Annotated in this window: 13 protein-coding genes; 10 read left to right on the top strand and 3 right to left on the bottom strand. The window is 44.7% G+C overall.

Going from position 1 to position 16,808, the window contains the following annotated elements; translation table 11 throughout:
* Positions 1–60: 60 nt before the first annotated feature.
* Complete coding sequence (locus VL525_RS00195) at positions 61–2,130, bottom strand: PAS domain-containing sensor histidine kinase (protein WP_325382059.1); 2,070 nt, start codon at positions 2,128–2,130, stop codon at positions 61–63.
* A gap of 219 nt (positions 2,131–2,349) precedes the next feature.
* Between VL525_RS00195 and VL525_RS00190 the strand changes: the two genes are divergently transcribed.
* The 3 genes from VL525_RS00190 (at position 2,350) to VL525_RS00180 (ending at position 5,297) form a co-directional block, all read left to right on the top strand.
* Complete coding sequence (locus VL525_RS00190) at positions 2,350–3,222, top strand: PfkB family carbohydrate kinase (RefSeq protein ID WP_325382057.1); 873 nt, start codon at positions 2,350–2,352, stop codon at positions 3,220–3,222.
* A 71-nt stretch (positions 3,223–3,293) separates the two neighbouring features.
* Entirely contained in the window at positions 3,294–3,884 is a 591-nt protein-coding gene (locus VL525_RS00185; protein ID WP_325382055.1) for a DUF6992 family protein, read from the top strand.
* A gap of 87 nt (positions 3,885–3,971) precedes the next feature.
* Positions 3,972–5,297, top strand: a complete 1,326-nt coding sequence (locus tag VL525_RS00180) for a polysaccharide deacetylase family protein (RefSeq protein WP_325382053.1) — start codon at positions 3,972–3,974, stop codon at positions 5,295–5,297.
* Positions 5,298–5,301: 4 nt separating this feature from the next.
* On the opposite strand, the gene VL525_RS00175 is transcribed toward VL525_RS00180, so the two are convergent.
* Positions 5,302–6,276 (bottom strand): TonB family protein, encoded by a 975-nt coding sequence (locus VL525_RS00175; protein ID WP_325382051.1) that lies wholly within the window; start codon positions 6,274–6,276, stop codon positions 5,302–5,304.
* A 213-nt stretch (positions 6,277–6,489) separates the two neighbouring features.
* Between VL525_RS00175 and VL525_RS00170 the strand changes: the two genes are divergently transcribed.
* The 4 genes from VL525_RS00170 to VL525_RS00155 are packed head-to-tail and all read left to right on the top strand — an operon-like array spanning position 6,490 to position 11,174.
* A complete protein-coding gene (locus tag VL525_RS00170; protein WP_325382049.1) occupies positions 6,490–7,848 on the top strand; it encodes a TolC family protein in 1,359 nt (452 codons plus the stop codon).
* A gap of 12 nt (positions 7,849–7,860) precedes the next feature.
* The gene (locus VL525_RS00165; protein ID WP_325382047.1) at positions 7,861–9,153 is read left to right on the top strand and encodes an efflux RND transporter periplasmic adaptor subunit; all 1,293 of its coding nucleotides are present in this window, start codon (positions 7,861–7,863) and stop codon (positions 9,151–9,153) included.
* Entirely contained in the window at positions 9,150–9,899 is a 750-nt protein-coding gene (locus VL525_RS00160) for an ABC transporter ATP-binding protein (RefSeq protein ID WP_325382045.1), read from the top strand. The genes VL525_RS00165 and VL525_RS00160 overlap by 4 nt, the downstream gene beginning before the upstream one ends.
* A 54-nt stretch (positions 9,900–9,953) precedes the next feature.
* Positions 9,954–11,174, top strand: a complete 1,221-nt coding sequence (locus tag VL525_RS00155) for an ABC transporter permease (RefSeq protein WP_325382043.1) — start codon at positions 9,954–9,956, stop codon at positions 11,172–11,174.
* 71 nt (positions 11,175–11,245) lie between these two features.
* On the opposite strand, the gene VL525_RS00150 is transcribed toward VL525_RS00155, so the two are convergent.
* Positions 11,246–13,858: a M1 family metallopeptidase gene (locus VL525_RS00150; protein ID WP_325382041.1), complete on the bottom strand. Its 2,613-nt coding sequence runs from the start codon at positions 13,856–13,858 to the stop codon at positions 11,246–11,248.
* A 199-nt stretch (positions 13,859–14,057) separates the two neighbouring features.
* Between VL525_RS00150 and VL525_RS00145 the strand changes: the two genes are divergently transcribed.
* The 3 genes from VL525_RS00145 to VL525_RS00135 all read left to right on the top strand — a co-directional run bounded on the left by VL525_RS00145 (position 14,058) and on the right by VL525_RS00135 (position 16,806).
* Positions 14,058–15,011: a glycosyltransferase family 2 protein gene (locus tag VL525_RS00145; RefSeq protein WP_325382039.1), complete on the top strand. Its 954-nt coding sequence runs from the start codon at positions 14,058–14,060 to the stop codon at positions 15,009–15,011.
* Between the two features lie 118 nt (positions 15,012–15,129).
* Complete coding sequence (locus VL525_RS00140; protein WP_325382037.1) at positions 15,130–16,098, top strand: glycosyltransferase; 969 nt, start codon at positions 15,130–15,132, stop codon at positions 16,096–16,098.
* A 6-nt stretch (positions 16,099–16,104) separates the two neighbouring features.
* The gene (locus VL525_RS00135; RefSeq protein WP_325382035.1) at positions 16,105–16,806 is read left to right on the top strand and encodes a hypothetical protein; all 702 of its coding nucleotides are present in this window, start codon (positions 16,105–16,107) and stop codon (positions 16,804–16,806) included.
* Positions 16,807–16,808: the final 2 nt, after the last annotated feature.

Here is a 16,808-nt window from a genome sequence, read left to right as displayed (position 1 = left end):
TTGAAAGACGACCGGCTTTTTTGTTCGCTTTAATTGCGATGCGGCGTTGGAGCGAGCATGCTAAACCAATTTTAATTTTTCAACAGGCAAACTGAAACGGAAAATGGCCCCTTTCCCCACTTCACCTTCGGCCCATACCTTACCTCCGTGTTTGGTTACCACGCGGTGAACGATGGCCAACCCAACCCCGGTACCTTCAAAATCTTCGGATGAATGAAGACGTTGAAATACGCCGAACAACTTATCTGCATACCGCATATCGAACCCGGCGCCATTATCAGCAACAGAATAAACGATCTCATCTTTCTTTCTTTCAGAACTGATCTTTATTATAGGAACTGGTGTGTTGGCTGAATATTTTATCGCATTTGATAACAGGTTCACCCATACCTGGTTTATCAGGTTGCGATCCGCTATTGCTGGCTGAAGTTCGCTGATCTCTATTTTCGCTTTACAATCCTGATCTTTGCTTAAGTCGGCCCGTACATCTTCCACCAGCGATAACATGTCGATCATTGACCGGTTTATCTCCTTTTTCCCTACTTTCGAAAACGCAAGCATATTATTGATCAGCGTATCCATTTTCCTGGCATTATCCTGCACCACATTAAGCAGGCGTTTTCCTTCATTATCAAAGCTACCCGCGTAATCCTCTTCCAAAATCCTGGCGTATCCATTTACCGCCCTAAGCGGGGCGCGCAGGTCGTGCGAAATGGAATAGGAAAAAGCCTCCAGTTCCTCGGTACGCTGTTTTACCCTTATCTCCAGGTCCTGGTTCAATTTAATATTTTCTTCTTCCGCCAATTTGCGCCCGGTTATATCCGCGCGGATAGCTACATACTGGTAAGGCTTTCCATGCTCGTCCAGAAAAGGTACTATTGTGGTATCAACCCAATAATAGCTGCCATCTTTAGCTCTGTTTTTTAATTCGCCCGTCCAAATCTTACCGTTGGCAATGGTAACCCAAAGCTTGCGGATAAAATCCTTTGAATGAAAGCCTGAATTAATGATTCGGTGATCCCGCCCGATCAATTCTTCCCTGCTATATTTTGATATTTTACAAAAATTATCATTGGCATGCTGAATGATACCTTTTTGATTGGTTATAGCAACTATAGACGATTCGTCAAGTGCGTATTTATAGTCGGATATTTCTTTTAAGCTTTTTTTAAGATGATCTTCTGTTTCCTTACGCGATGTAATATCCGAGCGGATAGCAACATACTGATATGGCTTACCTTTTTCATCAAGGAACGGAACTATAGTTGTATCAACCCAGTAATAGGTTCCATCTTTTGCTTTGTTCCTTAATTCGCCCCGCCAGATATTGCCCTTTGCTATGGTTACCCACAAGTTACGGATAAATTCCCCGGGATGAAACCCGGAGTTAATAATACGGTGGTCCTGGCCTATCAGCTCCTCTCTGCTGTATTTCGATATATTACAAAAATTATCGTTTACATGCTGTATTATACCTTTCTGATCAGTTACTGCGACTATGCAAGACGAATCGAGCGCAAACTTGTAATCCAAAATAACCTTGTTTACGCTCTCCAACTCTACGGTACGTTCAGCAACTTTTTGTTCGAGTTCTTGATTAAGTTTTTGTATTTCCTCCGACCTTTTTACTATCTCAACCTCCATTTCCACCGCGCGGGCACGCAGATCATCCGTCATTTTTTCCTTTTCTGACTGTTCTTTCTGAAGGCTAACAAAATTTGTAACATCTTCTACCCGGTGAATAATAAAAATAACCCGTCCGTCCGGGCCAAGTACCGGTTTATTATACGGGCTCCAGTACCTTTCCTCAAAACTTCCGTCAGGCCGCCTTATATCGTATTTCTGTATGGCCATTATATGTGCTGTCTTGTTTTGAAGTACCGAATTGAGGGAGGCCCTCAGATTAGACACGCCGTCCGCTTTAATATCATTGGGGTTATCAGGAAATACCTCGAATAAATGCTTACCTACAATGTCTTCGCGTTTCGTCATGGTTGCATTTGCGTAAGCATCGCTCACAGCGTAGATGATCAGATTGGGCGATAGGACAAGATTCAGACCCGGAGCGGATTCAAAAAGAACCTTAAAAATAGTTTCGCCAGGCGAAGTTGAAACGGTTTGGGCAGTCATTTTTATAAGTTGCTCGCTATCAGCTATAATAAACCGATCAGTTGAACATGGATAATAAAATGAAGTTAAGGAGTTTAAAAGACAAAAAAAACGGGTGTTTTAACGGTATTTTAACCAATATTTTAAATGAGGCGCCCATCGCTTAATAGCTCCGGTTTTGAGGGATTAAAGTATTTTAATTTCAAATTCCTTATCTTTCCCAATTTATTACTGTAAAATATGTACGATATCTGCTGTGTAGGGCACATTACATTAGACAAAGTAGTTACAACGCGTGCGGAATTGCATATGGCGGGGGGAACTGCGTTCTACTTCTCATCAGCCCTGCAAAACCTTGATGCAAATTATTTACTGATCACATCGGTAGCCGAAAGCGAAATGCATTATGTTGATGAATTGCGGGAAAAAGGCATTGAAATATGGGCCTACCCAAGCAGTCATACCGTTTATTTTGAGAACATTTATGCCGAAGACCAGGACCACCGCACGCAAAATGTTTTACAGCAGGCCGACCCGTTCAGCATTCAGCAAATGAATGGAGTTGAGGCTAAAATATATCACCTGGGCCCGCTGCTGGCAGATGACATTTCTACTGATTTTATCAGATCGTTAGCCGGCAAAGGGAAAATTTCGCTGGATGCACAGGGATACCTGCGCAAGGTCGAAAATCAAAAGGTATACCCGGTGGGCTGGTCCGAAAAGCAGGAAGCTTTGCAATATATAGATATACTGAAAGCAGACGAGGCGGAAATGGCCGTACTAACAGGCGAAAGCGGCATTAAAAAAGGCGCCTTGATATTAGCTGGCTGGGGGGTGAAAGAAATTGTTATTACCAACGGCAGTATGGGGTCGACCATTTATAGCGACGGTGTATTTTATAATATCCCTGCCTACAGGCCCGAAGTAGTGGAAGATGCAACAGGCTGTGGCGATACTTATATGGCAGGCTACCTGTATTGCAGAACGAAAGGCATGGACATACAGCAATCAGGAGAATTCGCCGCGGCAATGGCAAGTTTAAAGATGGAGTCGCCAGGACCGTTCACCGGTACTGAACAAGAAATAATTGACCGTTTGGTTAAAACCAAATAGTGCAAAAATCAGTAAAAGGTTAAACGTGTTACCTAATATTTAACTATTTTTAACCAACCGTATATTCGTATATGAAAAAACTTTGTACCCTGTTCCTGATCTTCTTCAGCTATCACGCTTTCGCCCAGCAGGACTCGCTCAAGACTTACAATGCTAACCGCGTTAGGATAACTTCCACCGGCATGGAAGTGTTGGGAGCCTGGGGAATTGCAAATACAGGCGTGAGCGCTATCGGCTGGACATCATCCACCGATCCGCAGACCAGGTATTTTTACCAAATGAATGTAATATGGGGCAGCGTCGACTTTGTAACCGCTGTTTTAGGTTATACAGGCACACAAAAATACAAAAACAAAAAGTTGAGCGCGGCCGAAACCCTGGAGGCGCAAAAAAGGATAGAAAAGATATTCTTCGTCAACGGCTGTCTTGATGTCGCTTATATAGGTACCGGGCTTTACCTGAAGCTTACCGGCGATTCGCGCAATTCGCCCATTATGAAGGGATATGGCGAATCGATATTGCTGCAGGGCGGTTTTTTGCTGCTGTTTGACGGGCTGATGTACCACGCCGAAAAGACCAATGGCACCAAACTTGCAAATTTCCTCGAAAAGCACCCGATCACCTTCGACGGACGAAGAGTTGGCATGGTTTTTCATTTGTAAGAACCAACCGGCTATTGTAACAATCCCACTATAATTTTATACAGGCGATCAATCGGTTATATTTGATCTTATAAACCGCTTTTGATCATGAATTGCAAGTATGTATACCTGGCATTTATTACATGCCTTATTTCTGCTCCGTGCCTGGCACAAACTGCCGCAGGCGGTACCACTACCGTTACCGAATGGCAATATGGCAAGAACAGTGCCGTATCACTTACTTACGACGATGCGTCGCGCCACCAGTTTACACGTGCGCTGCCCGTTATGGAACGGCTAAAGCTGCCAGCAACTTTCTTTGTCATCACCGGCCCAATAACAGGTTCAAAGTACCAGGGGCGTTTTATCGGAAGGCCCGTAGCTGATATTATAAAAGAGTCGGCTACTATACCCACAAGCGATCAGAATTTTCTGGAGCGATGCTCGGCAGCGGGCTATCTCGGGTACAAGGGCACTATCTCCTACCATACCCGTGCCGGCGGCATGTATGATTCGGGCAGGAAGGATAAGGCATTCAAACTGATGGATTCGCTATATGCAAAGGTACGCCACGGTGATTTCCCGAAGGGCTATGGGCCCTGCCCTGAATATACACAGGCGCTTGGATCGAGCTGGGACGATTTCAGGAAAGATGCCGCCAAAGGTTACGAAATAGCAAGCCATTCTATTACCCATGCTACGATGCCCGGAATGGACGAAGCGAATATTAAGTACGAACTGGAAAAAAGCAAAGAAGAGATACTGAAACAAATGGGTGCGAAATATACATTTTCGGCCGAGGTGCCCTACGGCTACGAGAACGAAAGAGTAATGCAGGTAGCTTACAAAATATATCCGTCGTTACGCAACCGGATGCCGGAGCCGTGGTTAAAGGAAATAGACCGGTCGAGCCGGAAAACGCCGGGACCAAACGATAAGGACTATGTACAATGGCAGCGTGGTGCAACAACCAAAACACCACTGCCGTTAATGAAATCGTGGGTAGACACCGCTTACAACCGTAATGACACGTGGCTGGTGCTGGTGTTTCATGGTGTGGACAGCCTGGGCTACGAAGCGCTCAATAGCAGCCTGCTCGATCAGTATTTTCAATATATCAAAAGCAAACAGGATAAACTTTGGGTGGCAACGTTTGGCGACGCTACGCGCTACATGCGCGAGCGTGAGGCAGCTAAAGTAACCTCATCAGAAAATAATGGAAAAATAAAGGTAACGCTGACGCATGCGCTTGATAAAACGCAATACTATCTCCCCCTCACGCTTAAGACTTATGTACCTGCCGATTGGAAATGGGTGCATATTGAACAGGGAAAGCATTCGAATACAATAAAGCCGAAAAAGGATGAAAAAGGCAGTTATGTGCTTTACCAGGCAGATGTGAATAATAACGGCATTACACTATCGGCCAGGTAAATGGTCACTCTTTCAATGCGAAACCGACGGGCAGATTATACTGTACCCTAACCGCCATACCATATTGATAACCGGGACTCCAATTCGGTGACTCTTGCAACGCACGTACCGCCTCTTCGTCGCAGCCGGAACCGATGCCCCGTAATACCTTTATATTGGTTAAAGTTCCGTCTTTTTCGATAATAAAAGAAAGAAACACCTTGCCCTCTACTCCATTTTTCTTTGCGATCTTAGGGTAATGGATGTTACGCGACAAATAGGTATAAAATTTGTCCAGTCCGCCCGGATAGTTGGGTTGTATTTCAGCTTCTTTAAACTCGTGTACCACGCCTGACTTTTCAAAACTTTTACCAGTGGTCCCCTTGTTGTCCTTGTATAGGCACACATACGTTACTGAGTCGTTTACCGCGCCACGCCACTCGCCCTCGCGAATGCCATTCACGACCGGCCCTTCGCCCAATACCAGTTTAAATTTTCTATCAAACATAATGGCCGTACCGTTGCCATTGGATGTTAATACTTTGCCTGTCGAATCGCGTAATTCGATTATCTCAAATCGTTTTCGTTCGGTGTTATAAAAATCTGAATGATATAATCTGCCGTTGGGGTAGTTGTAGGTTTGAGTGCCTTTCAGGGTATCTTTTGAATAACTCCTGGTACTTTGAATATTACCGTTAGGGTAATAACTTATAAACTCGCCCTGTCTTTTCAGGTTATAAGCGGTTGTTATCGACATACCTGTCATCATCAGCTTCCCATTAGGATAATAGTCTTTCACTATATATAACCCCTTACTCGCACTATCGATTCCGGTCGAAATTACACGCACAAATTCTGCACTGTCCTTTTCTGCAATCGGCAGCCCTCTTTTGAAATAATAGGTAGCTGCCGCATTTTTTAAGATAGAGTCGGCCTTTTGACCAAAAGCAATTCCCGAAACAAAAAGGGCAATAAAAAGTGTAAAGGTCCTGGTTATCATTATGTGTTAAATATAGCCTATCCGCAGGGTTTTAACAATAATAAATTGCGGGTATTCATATTCATCTACAAGATAAACTAATAATATAATGATTTTCATAGCGGTTAAGTAATCAAATTATTACATGGCAATATTATGCCACTAAAAACAATTTTTCAGTTATATACTTTAAAATGAAATCATTACCCGGGCACAGGGTAAACCGATCTGCTTATGCCATCGAAAAAAATATTTATTATAATCATATTATTTGCAGCAAAAGCAGGCGTGCTATTTGCGCAGGACAGCACATTGGTTGGTAAGCCGCTGCGCTGGTCTTTGGCACAGTGTATAGAGTATGCCAAAAAGAACAATATCCAGATCAACTCGCTGCGCTTAAGCAAGCTGACTGCACAACAGGAATACCTGCTGTCAAAGGCCTCGCGGCTGCCGAACCTCACGGGCCAGGCTTCGCAGAATTTTATCCACCAGGACAAGCAGGGAAACGTTGCTATTGTAAATGGCAACAGTGTGGTAACCGGTGGCGGTTCCGGCATTACTTCTTCGGGTCAATATTCGGTTAACTCCAATGTTACCCTTTTTAACGGGGGGTACATTAATAACGATATTATTCAAAAGAATCTGCAGGTCGAATCGGCAAACCTGAATATCATCCAGCAGGAAAATGATATCACCCTGCAAATAACCCAGGCTTACCTGACTGTATTGCTTGACAAGGAAAATATCATCTCAGATACTTCGGTGGTCAATACATCAACTGCCCAGGTAAAGCTGGAACAGCAGCGCTTCAACGTGGGTAGTGTGGCACGTAAGGACCTGATACAGTTGCAGGCGCAAAATTCAACCGATAAGTACAACCTGACATCGGCCATCAATACGGAAAGAACTGATCTGCTGACATTAAAACAATTACTGCTGCTTCCAACAAATGCCGATTTTGATATTGCCAAACCAGATACCGTAGTATTTAACACCAGCCTGGCTCCATTGCAGGCTGCGCAGGATACGGCATTTAAAAACCGACCTGAAATAAAGAATGGCCAGTTAGGCTTACAAATAGCGCAATATGATGTAAAAAAAGCAAAAGCCGGTTATTTGCCAACGCTTAGCGCAGGTGCAGGGTTAGGGTCGCAATACACCAGTGGCAACGGCTACTTTTCGCAACTCGGCAGTAATTTTTACCAACAACTGGGGGTTACACTATCGGTACCCATTTTTACCAGGCGGCAGGTAAAGACACAGGTGGAGGAAGCAAAGATCAATGCAGACCAGGCACAATTGAATTTCGACAATACCAAGGTAGTGCTATCGCAAAATGTCGAGCGTGCATATATTAACGTTCAGAATGCACAGAGCCAGTACGACGCTGCGCAGGAACAATACAAATTCAACCAGGAAAGTTACCGTATCGCCAATGAGCAGCTGAAGATCGGCGCCTCGAACACGGTCGATTTCCTATTGCAAAAAACGCTGTTCGTGCAGGCGCAGCAGGCAGTTATCCAGGCCAAATACAACTTACTATTAACACAAAAGATATATGACTTTTACAGGGGCATACCTGTCACCTTATAATCAACGGCTATCATGAAACGCAGCTATAAAAGGATCATAATTATTTTAATCATCGTTATTGCGGCAGCGCTGGTATGGATATTCTTCTTCCATAAAATCGGGGAGCCTGTAAAACTGGTGAGCGAAAAGCCTACCCGCGGCTATATTGCGCAAAGCGTTACCGCCACCGGCAGAATAGAACCGGAGGATACGGTAACAGTGGGTTCGCAGGTATCGGGTATTATCAAAAACCTTTATGTGGATTTTAATTCGCAGGTTAAGAAAGGTCAATTACTGGCCGAATTGGATAAATCGCTGTTGCAGGCGACGGTCGACCAGATCAAGGGTAACCTTCAAAATGCGCAGAGCCAGCTGGTTTTCCAAAAAAACAATTTCGACCGGCAAAGCCAGTTGTACAAGGTGGACGCGATAAGCAAGGCCGATTACGATAGCGCGGTAAATACTTACGCAGCTGCCAAAGCCAGTGTGGAAAGCGTAAAGGCGCAGCTGCGGTCGGCGGAAAAAAACCTCTCCTATGCCGACATCTATTCGCCTATCGATGGGGTTATACTTAACAGGAATATCAGTGTGGGGCAAACTGTAGCAGCGAGTTTTAACACCCCTACCCTGTTCATCATAGCCAAGGATATAACAAAAATGGAAGTACAGGCTAATGTAGATGAGGCAGATATTGGCGATGTAAAACCGGGCGACAGGTCCAGCTTTACGGTAGACGCCTTTATAAACGACCAGTTTGGGGGTACGGTTAAGGAAATAAGGCTACATCCCTCGGTATCGGCCAACGTGGTAACTTATACAACGGTTATCAATGCGCCAAATAATGACATGAAACTAAAGCCGGGAATGACAGCCAATATTATTATTTATACTAAAGAAGTAAACAACGCACTATTAATACCCGCTAAGGCACTCGCTTTTATACCAGATTCATCCCTGATGAAGGATTACCAGATAGTAGGCAGGGTAGCCCGTAAAGGCAAACGAAACACCGGCGGCGGTACCGCCGGCAATCCGGCAGCAAACCAGGTATCACATACGGCGAAAAGCCGCAAGGATACCACGGGCGTGCCAAAACAACATGCATTGGTATGGGTGGTGCAGGGCAAAAAGCTGGTACAAAAAAGGATACAAATTGGCCTGAATGACAACACGCAGGTTGAGGTGTTATCGGGATTGACCGCTGCGGACAGCGTGGCCACCGGGATAAGCGGTGGCGGAATAGCGGGTGCAAACGCATCAGCTTCGCCTGGTGGCAGTCCGTTCCTGCCACAACGCAGGCGCGGCGGAGGAGGCCGAAGCCGATGAGCAAGAAAATATTGGAAATAAAAGAACTGCGGCGCGATTTTGTCATGGGCAGCGAAACCGTACACGCCTTGCGCGGCATATCATTCGATGTAAATGCAGGCGAATTTGTGACCATTATGGGCAGCAGCGGGTCGGGTAAAACTACTTTGCTGAATATACTCGGGTGCCTCGATAAGCCTTCCATCGGAAATTATTTCCTCGACGGGGTTGACGTGAAACAATTATCGCGCGATGAATTGGCGCAGTTGCGTAATCACAAAATAGGTTTTGTTTTCCAGGCATATAACCTGCTACCGCGAACAACCGCACTTGAAAACGTGGAGCTCCCGCTTTTGTATAATAAGGAAGTAAGTGCAGCCGAACGCCGGGAACGGGCCATTCATGCACTGGAATCAGTAAAGTTGGCCGACAGGCACGATCATACTCCCAGCCAGTTGTCGGGCGGGCAGCAGCAGCGGGTAGCCATAGCGCGGGCTTTGGTAAACGAGCCGGTAATGATACTGGCGGATGAGGCTACAGGTAACCTGGATAGCCGCACCTCGTATGAAATAATGGCGCTGATGCAGGAACTGAATGAAAAGCAGGGGAAAACCATTGTTTTTGTAACGCACGAGCCTGACATCGCTTCATTCAGCAACCGGACGATACAACTGCGCGACGGACATATTCAGAAGGATACAAGGAACGAGAACAAACGGTCGGCCAAAGAAGTATTGGAGAGTTTGCCGGTTACGGAAGACTATTGATAATTATTGAATTAATAATTTATTGAATTAGTGATTTGAGAGGCATAAGGAACTATGAGTTTAATTAACCTGATAAGAATAGCATTAAAGGCACTACAGCGAAATAAGCTGAGGGCCTTTCTGACCATGCTTGGAATTATCATCGGTGTTGGTTCTGTTATTGCTATGGTTGCTATAGGACAGGGATCAAAACAAAGCATACACGATCAATTATCCAACATGGGCACCAATATGATAACCGTGCAGCCCGCAAGCAACCTGAATGGCGGTGTACGTATTGCCGGCAGCAGTTTCCAAACGCTTACCATCAAAGACATTACGGCGTTGAAAGCAAATGCACAATATATTTCGGAGATATCACCCGCGGTAACTTCTCGCGGACAGGCTATTTATGGCGCGCTTAACTGGCCTACACAAATGTCTGGGGTGGCGCCTGAATACCTGGATATACGCAAGCTGACCTTAAAGGACGGTATCGCATTTACAGAAAACGACGTCAGAACCGCCGCAAAGGTATGCCTTATAGGGCAAACCGTTGTGGATAACCTGTTTCCCAATGGCGAGAACCCTATAGGTAAAGTGATCCGCTTTGGCAGGATACCATTCCAGGTTATCGGAATATTAAGCCCGAAAGGATTTAATGCTTTTGGGCAAGACCAGGATGATATTCTGATAGCGCCTTATACAACCGTGCAGAAGCGCATATTGGCCACTATTTATTACAGCAATATATACACTTCAGCAGCAAATGAAAATGTTACTGATGCCGCAGTAGCAGAAATGACACAAATACTTCGCGACTCGCACCGCCTCACAGCCGCCGAGGATAACGATTTTACTATCCGCACCCAGCAGGAACTTATTGCGACTCTAAGTTCGACAAGCGGGCTGCTTACCGTTTTGCTTACTGTAGTAGCCGGGATTTCGCTCGTAATTGGCGGAATCGGCATCATGAACATCATGTACGTTTCAGTAACTGAACGAACGAAAGAGATAGGCTTGCGCATGTCCATCGGTGCGCGAGGCAAGGATATTTTGATGCAGTTTTTGATGGAAGCAGTGCTGATAAGTATAACCGGGGGTATTATCGGGGTATTATTAGGTATCGCGTCCTCGCAGATCGTAACGTTAACGCTAAAATGGCCAACGATTATTTCAGAATCATCAGTATTGCTTTCGTTTTGTGTTTGCGCAGTAACAGGCATATTTTTTGGTTACTATCCTGCACAAAAAGCGTCCAGACTTGACCCGATCGAGGCTTTGAGGTACGAATAAAGGTCATAAAAAAAGACTTGCGGAGTTTTAAAAACTTCGCAAGTCTTGCTGCATTAATTAATTGTAAATTATCACTTAAAAATATCGTCCGATAACCCGGTATTCGCGGTCGCGCTGGTAAGTTTATAAACTATAGGCGCGCCTACAATATTGTTCGATTCGGAGAATGGTATCTTAACGCCCGTATTAATATCGCGATAGTCTTTAAACGTCATGTGGGTAGCATTAGGTGCATCTGCATATTGCTGTACCTTAAGGCCCGACTTCTGATCATAAAAATATTTCACACTTAAGCCATCCGGCCCTTTCACCGTAAGTAAATAGGTAAGGGCTCCGTCAACAACGCTGTACTTGTCGTCCAGCGTCATCGTATAGCCTGGTTTATCAAAATCAAGCTCAGGGAACAACTTATATCTTGCTTTAACAGCAGACTTTTCAGTTGTAATTTTTTGCGCACGCCCCTGCTGCACATATTTGATGCTGTCGCCATCGATCATAATATGTAAAAGAGCCAGGTTGTTGAACTGGGGGACCGTAACTTCATGCAAAAACTTACCGGGCATTTTATACCGGTTAACCCTTATCACTTTTATGCCCTGTACTTCACCTTCCGCATTGGTTGTCAGGTCTTTAATATCTTTCACCCTTTGTTCGCCGCCTACCGCATCAAAATACGACTTAACTATAGCAGCAGCCGTAACGTTTTTGTCCATCGCAACACCGCTAAGGGCATTGTTCTCCGGGTCGACGTCCGGCAGGACATGATCCGGATCGATCAATGCATAAACGATCTTTGACGTTGATTTATAAGTAAATGTCCAGGTACCACCGCGCTGCCATATCTCGGCAGGTAAATTTACCCGTGATGTTTTTCCGTTCTCTTCCTTTACCTCTATAGTTACGGGAAGGGCCATCTCTTCTTTATTCTCAATAGTGATCAATGCGCCTTTGGCCGGGTCGTTATCCACGTAATCTATTGATTTCAAGGCCTGATCGTCCTTCCAGGTGGTCATAAACCACTCGTTCCAAAACCAGCTCAGGTCCTCACCTGCTGCATTATCCATCGAATGAAAAAAGTCAAATGGTGTAGGGTGCTTAAATGCCCAGCGTTTGATGTAAGTGCGGAAAGCATAATCGAACCGTTCTTCGCCCAATATCTGCTCACGCAGTATTGTCAGGCCCATAGCCGGTTTCTCATAAGCTGCATAACCAAGGTAATTTGCCTGTATTACGTCCGGCACGTTCATAATAGCATCAGCGTCGGCCGCGAACATAGCCGGAGCAGTTTTTTCTGCATCCTCCGGCTGGTAGTATTCACCGTTGTTAAATACTTTAGTATCTACCTTGTTGATAAAGGTGTTGAAGCCCTCGTCCATCCACGCGTATTTACGCTCGTTAGAGCCGACGATCATCGGGAACCAGTTATGGCCAAATTCATGGTTGGTTACTTCCCATAGCCCGCCTGAACGGCTTTTTGAACTACAGAACACAATGCCCGGATACTCCATACCGCCAACAATACCGGCAACGTTGGTAGCAACCGGGTATGTATATTCATACCACTCCTTCGAATAAAGCTCGATACAGCCTTTCACGTATTCGGTACTGCGGCTATAAGCTTCCATACCCTTGCTTTCGATAGGATATATGGACTGGGCAAGCGCCTTTTTGCCGCTCGGCAGGTTAATGCGCGCGGCATCCCACAAAAATGCTTTTGATGCAGCCCATGCCACATCGCGCGAATTTTTGCAGAAGAAGTGCCAGGTTAGATTAGCTTTCTGTGGGTGAAAAGAGGCATCGTTCAGATCAACGGAATCCCTTATCATTACCGTTTTATCGCTGCCTTTAGCCACGGCCAAACGCGCTATCACTTTAGGGGTTAGCACTTCCTTAGCGTTCAGCAATTCGCCCGAGCCTGCAACTACGAGGTTGGACGGCGCGGTAACAGTGTAATCAAAGTCGCCATACTCCAGGTAAAACTCGGAGGCGCCCATGTATGGGATAGTATTCCATCCCGAAACATCGTCATAAACCTCCATACGAGGGTACCATTGGGCAATCTCATATAGCCAGCCATTTTTGGTTTTTTGGCGGCCCATACGGTCGGTTCCGTATTCTGGTACATCAAAAGCATAATCGATCCTGATCCTGATAACAGATCCACCGGCTTTTAAGGCGTCTTTCAGCTTTATTTGAAGCCTGGTGTCGGTCACAATATAATCCACCTTTTCAGTTTTCTCGCCTTTTTTATCTTTGGTTACAATATAAACTCCCTGTATTTCATCCCCATTGGTAAAACTCTTGTTATTGAACCTGCCCGATTCTACCGGGCTGGTGGCTTCGCCCCGCGAATTTTCCTTGTAAATATTCTGGTCGACCTGCAGCCATAAAAAACCCAGGGCATCCGGGCTGTTATTGGTATAGGTGATGAGCGTTGTGCCGCTAACGCGGTGTTTAGCAGTGTCCAGTGTTACATTCAGTTTATAATCGGCACGGTTTTGCCAGTATTTTGCGCCGGGCGCACCCGCAGCCGTACGGTACTCGTCGTTTTTACCGAAGTAAAACAAAGGGTTAAAAACTTTATGCTGGTCGTATTTGCCGGCATCCTTGTTGTCGTTTTGTGCCTGGCCAACCAATGCGCAGCCGCACAACAGGAGTGATAAGGCGATCTTATTCCGTTTCATATTTTTTGAGAAGATTTTTAATTGAAGGGCAAGATAAAAATTTTAGTCGGAAAGTCCGAAAGTCTGCATAAGTCCGAAAGTATTTCTGATTCTTTCGGACTTATGCAGACTTCCGGTCTTTGCGGACTTTCGGACTGTAGCCAATCAACTTAATTTTATATTTTTGCGGTTGATTTGGAAAAACTCCTCGTCACAGTAAATGGACATATCAGTAGTAGTACCTCTTTATAACGAAGTAGAATCGTTGCCCGAGCTGACATCGTGGATAAGCAAAGTGATGTTTGATAATGGCTTTACGTACGAGATCATCCTGGTGGATGACGGAAGCAACGACGGTTCATGGGATATGATCCTGAAATTACAGGCAAACAACCCTTTTATAAAAGGCATCAGGTTCCGCCGCAATTATGGTAAGTCGGCTGCGCTTAATGTGGGTTTTGAGGCTGCTAACGGCAATGTAGTGATCACTATGGATGCCGACCTGCAGGACAGTCCAGATGAAATACCAGCATTGTATCGCCGTATTACGGAGGATAAATACGACCTGGTATCGGGATGGAAAGCCAAACGCTACGATCCTATTACCAAAACAATACCGACCAGGCTTTTTAACTCGGTCACCCGCCGGATGTCGGGCATAAAAAACCTGCACGATTTTAACTGCGGATTGAAAGCTTACCGTAAAACTGTAGTTAAAAACATAGAGGTGTATGGCGAAATGCACCGTTATATCCCCGTGATAGCCAAATGGGCTGGTTTCACAAAGATCGGCGAACAAATAGTGGAGCATCGTGCCCGCAAATACGGCAAAACCAAGTTTGGGATGAGTCGCTTTGTAAATGGATTTCTCGATCTGCTTTCGATATTTTTTGTGGGAAAATTCGGCAAAAGACCCATGCATTTCTTTGGCACACTGGGCACTCTCAGTTTCCTTACAGGTTTGATCATTGCCATCTGGTTATTGTGGCAAAAGCTTTATGACATATCGCACCACATCAAAATAACCCGTGATGTTACAGAACAGCCTTTATTTTATATCGCCATCGTAGCAATTATCATAGGTTCACAAATGTTTTTGACCGGTTTTATAGCCGAACTGGTTTCGCGCAACTCGCACGAACGCAATCATTACCAGGTTGAAGAGAGGATTTGATGTGCGGATGAATATGTCAATGTTGACATCAACTCATAACTTTCAATTTACTTGATCAAAAAAACTAAGCAATTAGCATATTTGCACATCTGCACATCTACTAATTTGCACATCTGAAATGCTATTCTCCATCATCATCCCATTATACAACCGACCGCAGGAAATCAAGGAATTGCTGGAAACACTTACACGGCAAACTTATAAGCAGTTTGAAGTACTGGTAATAGAGGATGGCTCAAAGGATGATGCGGAGGAGATCGTCAAAAGCTTTTCCGGCAAATTAGATGTCCATTATTTTAAGAAACATAACGAGGGACAGGGCTTTACCCGGAACTTTGGTTTCGAACGCGCCAAAGGCGATTATTTTGTCATTTTCGATTCGGATTGCCTGATACCGGAGAATTATCTTGAAGTTGTTAACCAACACCTGCAAACCAATTGGCTGGATGCCTATGGAGGACCGGATGATGCACACTCTTCTTTCACCCCGGTACAAAAGGCTATCAGCTACAGCATGACCTCTCCTTTCACCACAGGTGGCATCAGGGGTAATAAAAAAGGTATCGGGCAATTTCATCCGCGCAGCTTTAACATGGGCGTATCGCGCAAGGTTTGGGAAACTGTGGGAGGCTTTATCATCACCCGATCGGGCGAAGATATTGAATACAGCATACGCATCCATTCCGCAGGCTTCAAGATAGGCCTGATACCCGATGCCAAAGTATACCATAAACGGCGCACCAATTTTTTGCAGTTTTATAAGCAGCTTCACTTTTTTGGCCGGGCGCGTATCAATGTTTACAAATTCTTCCCGCAGGAGCTAAAATGGGTTCACTTCTTCCCCGCCCTTTTTTCGCTGGGCATTGCGGTCACTTTGATTTTAAATGTTTTCTATTTGCCGCTGGGCATTGCCTTTGATATTATCTACGTCATATTCACTTTGTTGATATTTTTTCATGGGTGGTTGAAAAACAAAACGTTAAAAGTTGCATTTTTGAGCGTCATTGCTGCCTTTACTCAACTGATAGCCTACGGATTAGGATTTATGCAGGATTTTTGGAAGCGTGTTATATTAAAAAGATCATAGCTGAGTATGTACCATCCCTTCTCTGTCTCAGACACCTTAAAAACTGCCTGGTATCTTCTGAGAAAGAATTTTTCAGTTATTTCTATTTTTGCGCTGCTCGGTTTTTTGGGTGTAGTTGCACTTGCCTTTATTATTTATGTTTTTCTGAACGGGAACCTGGCAACGTCAATTGGAATAGTCGTGTTGCTTATCGGCGTCAGCTTTATTTTTTTAGGGTTTGTTAAGCTGATCTTTCAGCTTATCGATAAAGAGTACTATGATTTTGAGTTTAGTGATATTGTACCAACGATCCGTATGCAATACAGTTATTTGCTGTTGCTTATTATGGTGAGCACACTTTCGGTATTGCTTACCAATGCGATAAAAGCATTGGATGAGGGATGGACACAGAATATATTGGGCATTGTAGTTGGTGGCTTTTTCCAGTTCTTTTTCCTTTTCTATTTTCCTATCTGCGCATGTTTCATTGTAGATGATTCGTCTGGTGCATTCGAATCAGTTATCCAGAGCTTCCAGTTGATAAGAGGCAATTTTTTAAAATACCTGCTGTTATTTGTCATTATAGAGGCTATGGTATTCATAGGTTCTATTACGCTGGTAGGAATGCTGTTTGTAATTCCTTTCGTAAACATTATACTTGTTGTTGCCTACCGTAAACTCATTTACAGTCACCAGGACGTGGACGACGACCTGGCCGAAACAAAATAATT

Source organism: Mucilaginibacter sp., from assembly GCF_035492695.1.
In the GTDB taxonomy this organism is placed as follows: domain Bacteria; phylum Bacteroidota; class Bacteroidia; order Sphingobacteriales; family Sphingobacteriaceae; genus Mucilaginibacter.
The sequence above is the reverse complement of the archived record's forward strand: the minus strand, read 5'-3'. Positions and strand labels throughout refer to the sequence as shown.

What these genes read in the sequence shown, in the direction of transcription:
- VL525_RS00190 (WP_325382057.1), top strand. Translation starts at nt 2,350, where the DNA reads ATGTACGATATCTGCTGTGTAGGGCACATTACATTAGACAAAGTAGTT.
- VL525_RS00135 (WP_325382035.1), top strand. Translation starts at nt 16,105, where the DNA reads ATGTACCATCCCTTCTCTGTCTCAGACACCTTAAAAACTGCCTGGTAT.
- VL525_RS00170 (WP_325382049.1), top strand. Translation starts at nt 6,490, where the DNA reads ATGCCATCGAAAAAAATATTTATTATAATCATATTATTTGCAGCAAAA.
- VL525_RS00195 (WP_325382059.1), bottom strand. Translation starts at nt 2,130, where the DNA reads ATGACTGCCCAAACCGTTTCAACTTCGCCTGGCGAAACTATTTTTAAG.
- VL525_RS00155 (WP_325382043.1), top strand. Translation starts at nt 9,954, where the DNA reads ATGAGTTTAATTAACCTGATAAGAATAGCATTAAAGGCACTACAGCGA.
- VL525_RS00145 (WP_325382039.1), top strand. Translation starts at nt 14,058, where the DNA reads ATGGACATATCAGTAGTAGTACCTCTTTATAACGAAGTAGAATCGTTG.
- VL525_RS00160 (WP_325382045.1), top strand. Translation starts at nt 9,150, where the DNA reads ATGAGCAAGAAAATATTGGAAATAAAAGAACTGCGGCGCGATTTTGTC.
- VL525_RS00185 (WP_325382055.1), top strand. Translation starts at nt 3,294, where the DNA reads ATGAAAAAACTTTGTACCCTGTTCCTGATCTTCTTCAGCTATCACGCT.
- VL525_RS00180 (WP_325382053.1), top strand. Translation starts at nt 3,972, where the DNA reads ATGAATTGCAAGTATGTATACCTGGCATTTATTACATGCCTTATTTCT.
- VL525_RS00165 (WP_325382047.1), top strand. Translation starts at nt 7,861, where the DNA reads ATGAAACGCAGCTATAAAAGGATCATAATTATTTTAATCATCGTTATT.
- VL525_RS00175 (WP_325382051.1), bottom strand. Translation starts at nt 6,276, where the DNA reads ATGATAACCAGGACCTTTACACTTTTTATTGCCCTTTTTGTTTCGGGA.
- VL525_RS00150 (WP_325382041.1), bottom strand. Translation starts at nt 13,858, where the DNA reads ATGAAACGGAATAAGATCGCCTTATCACTCCTGTTGTGCGGCTGCGCA.
- VL525_RS00140 (WP_325382037.1), top strand. Translation starts at nt 15,130, where the DNA reads ATGCTATTCTCCATCATCATCCCATTATACAACCGACCGCAGGAAATC.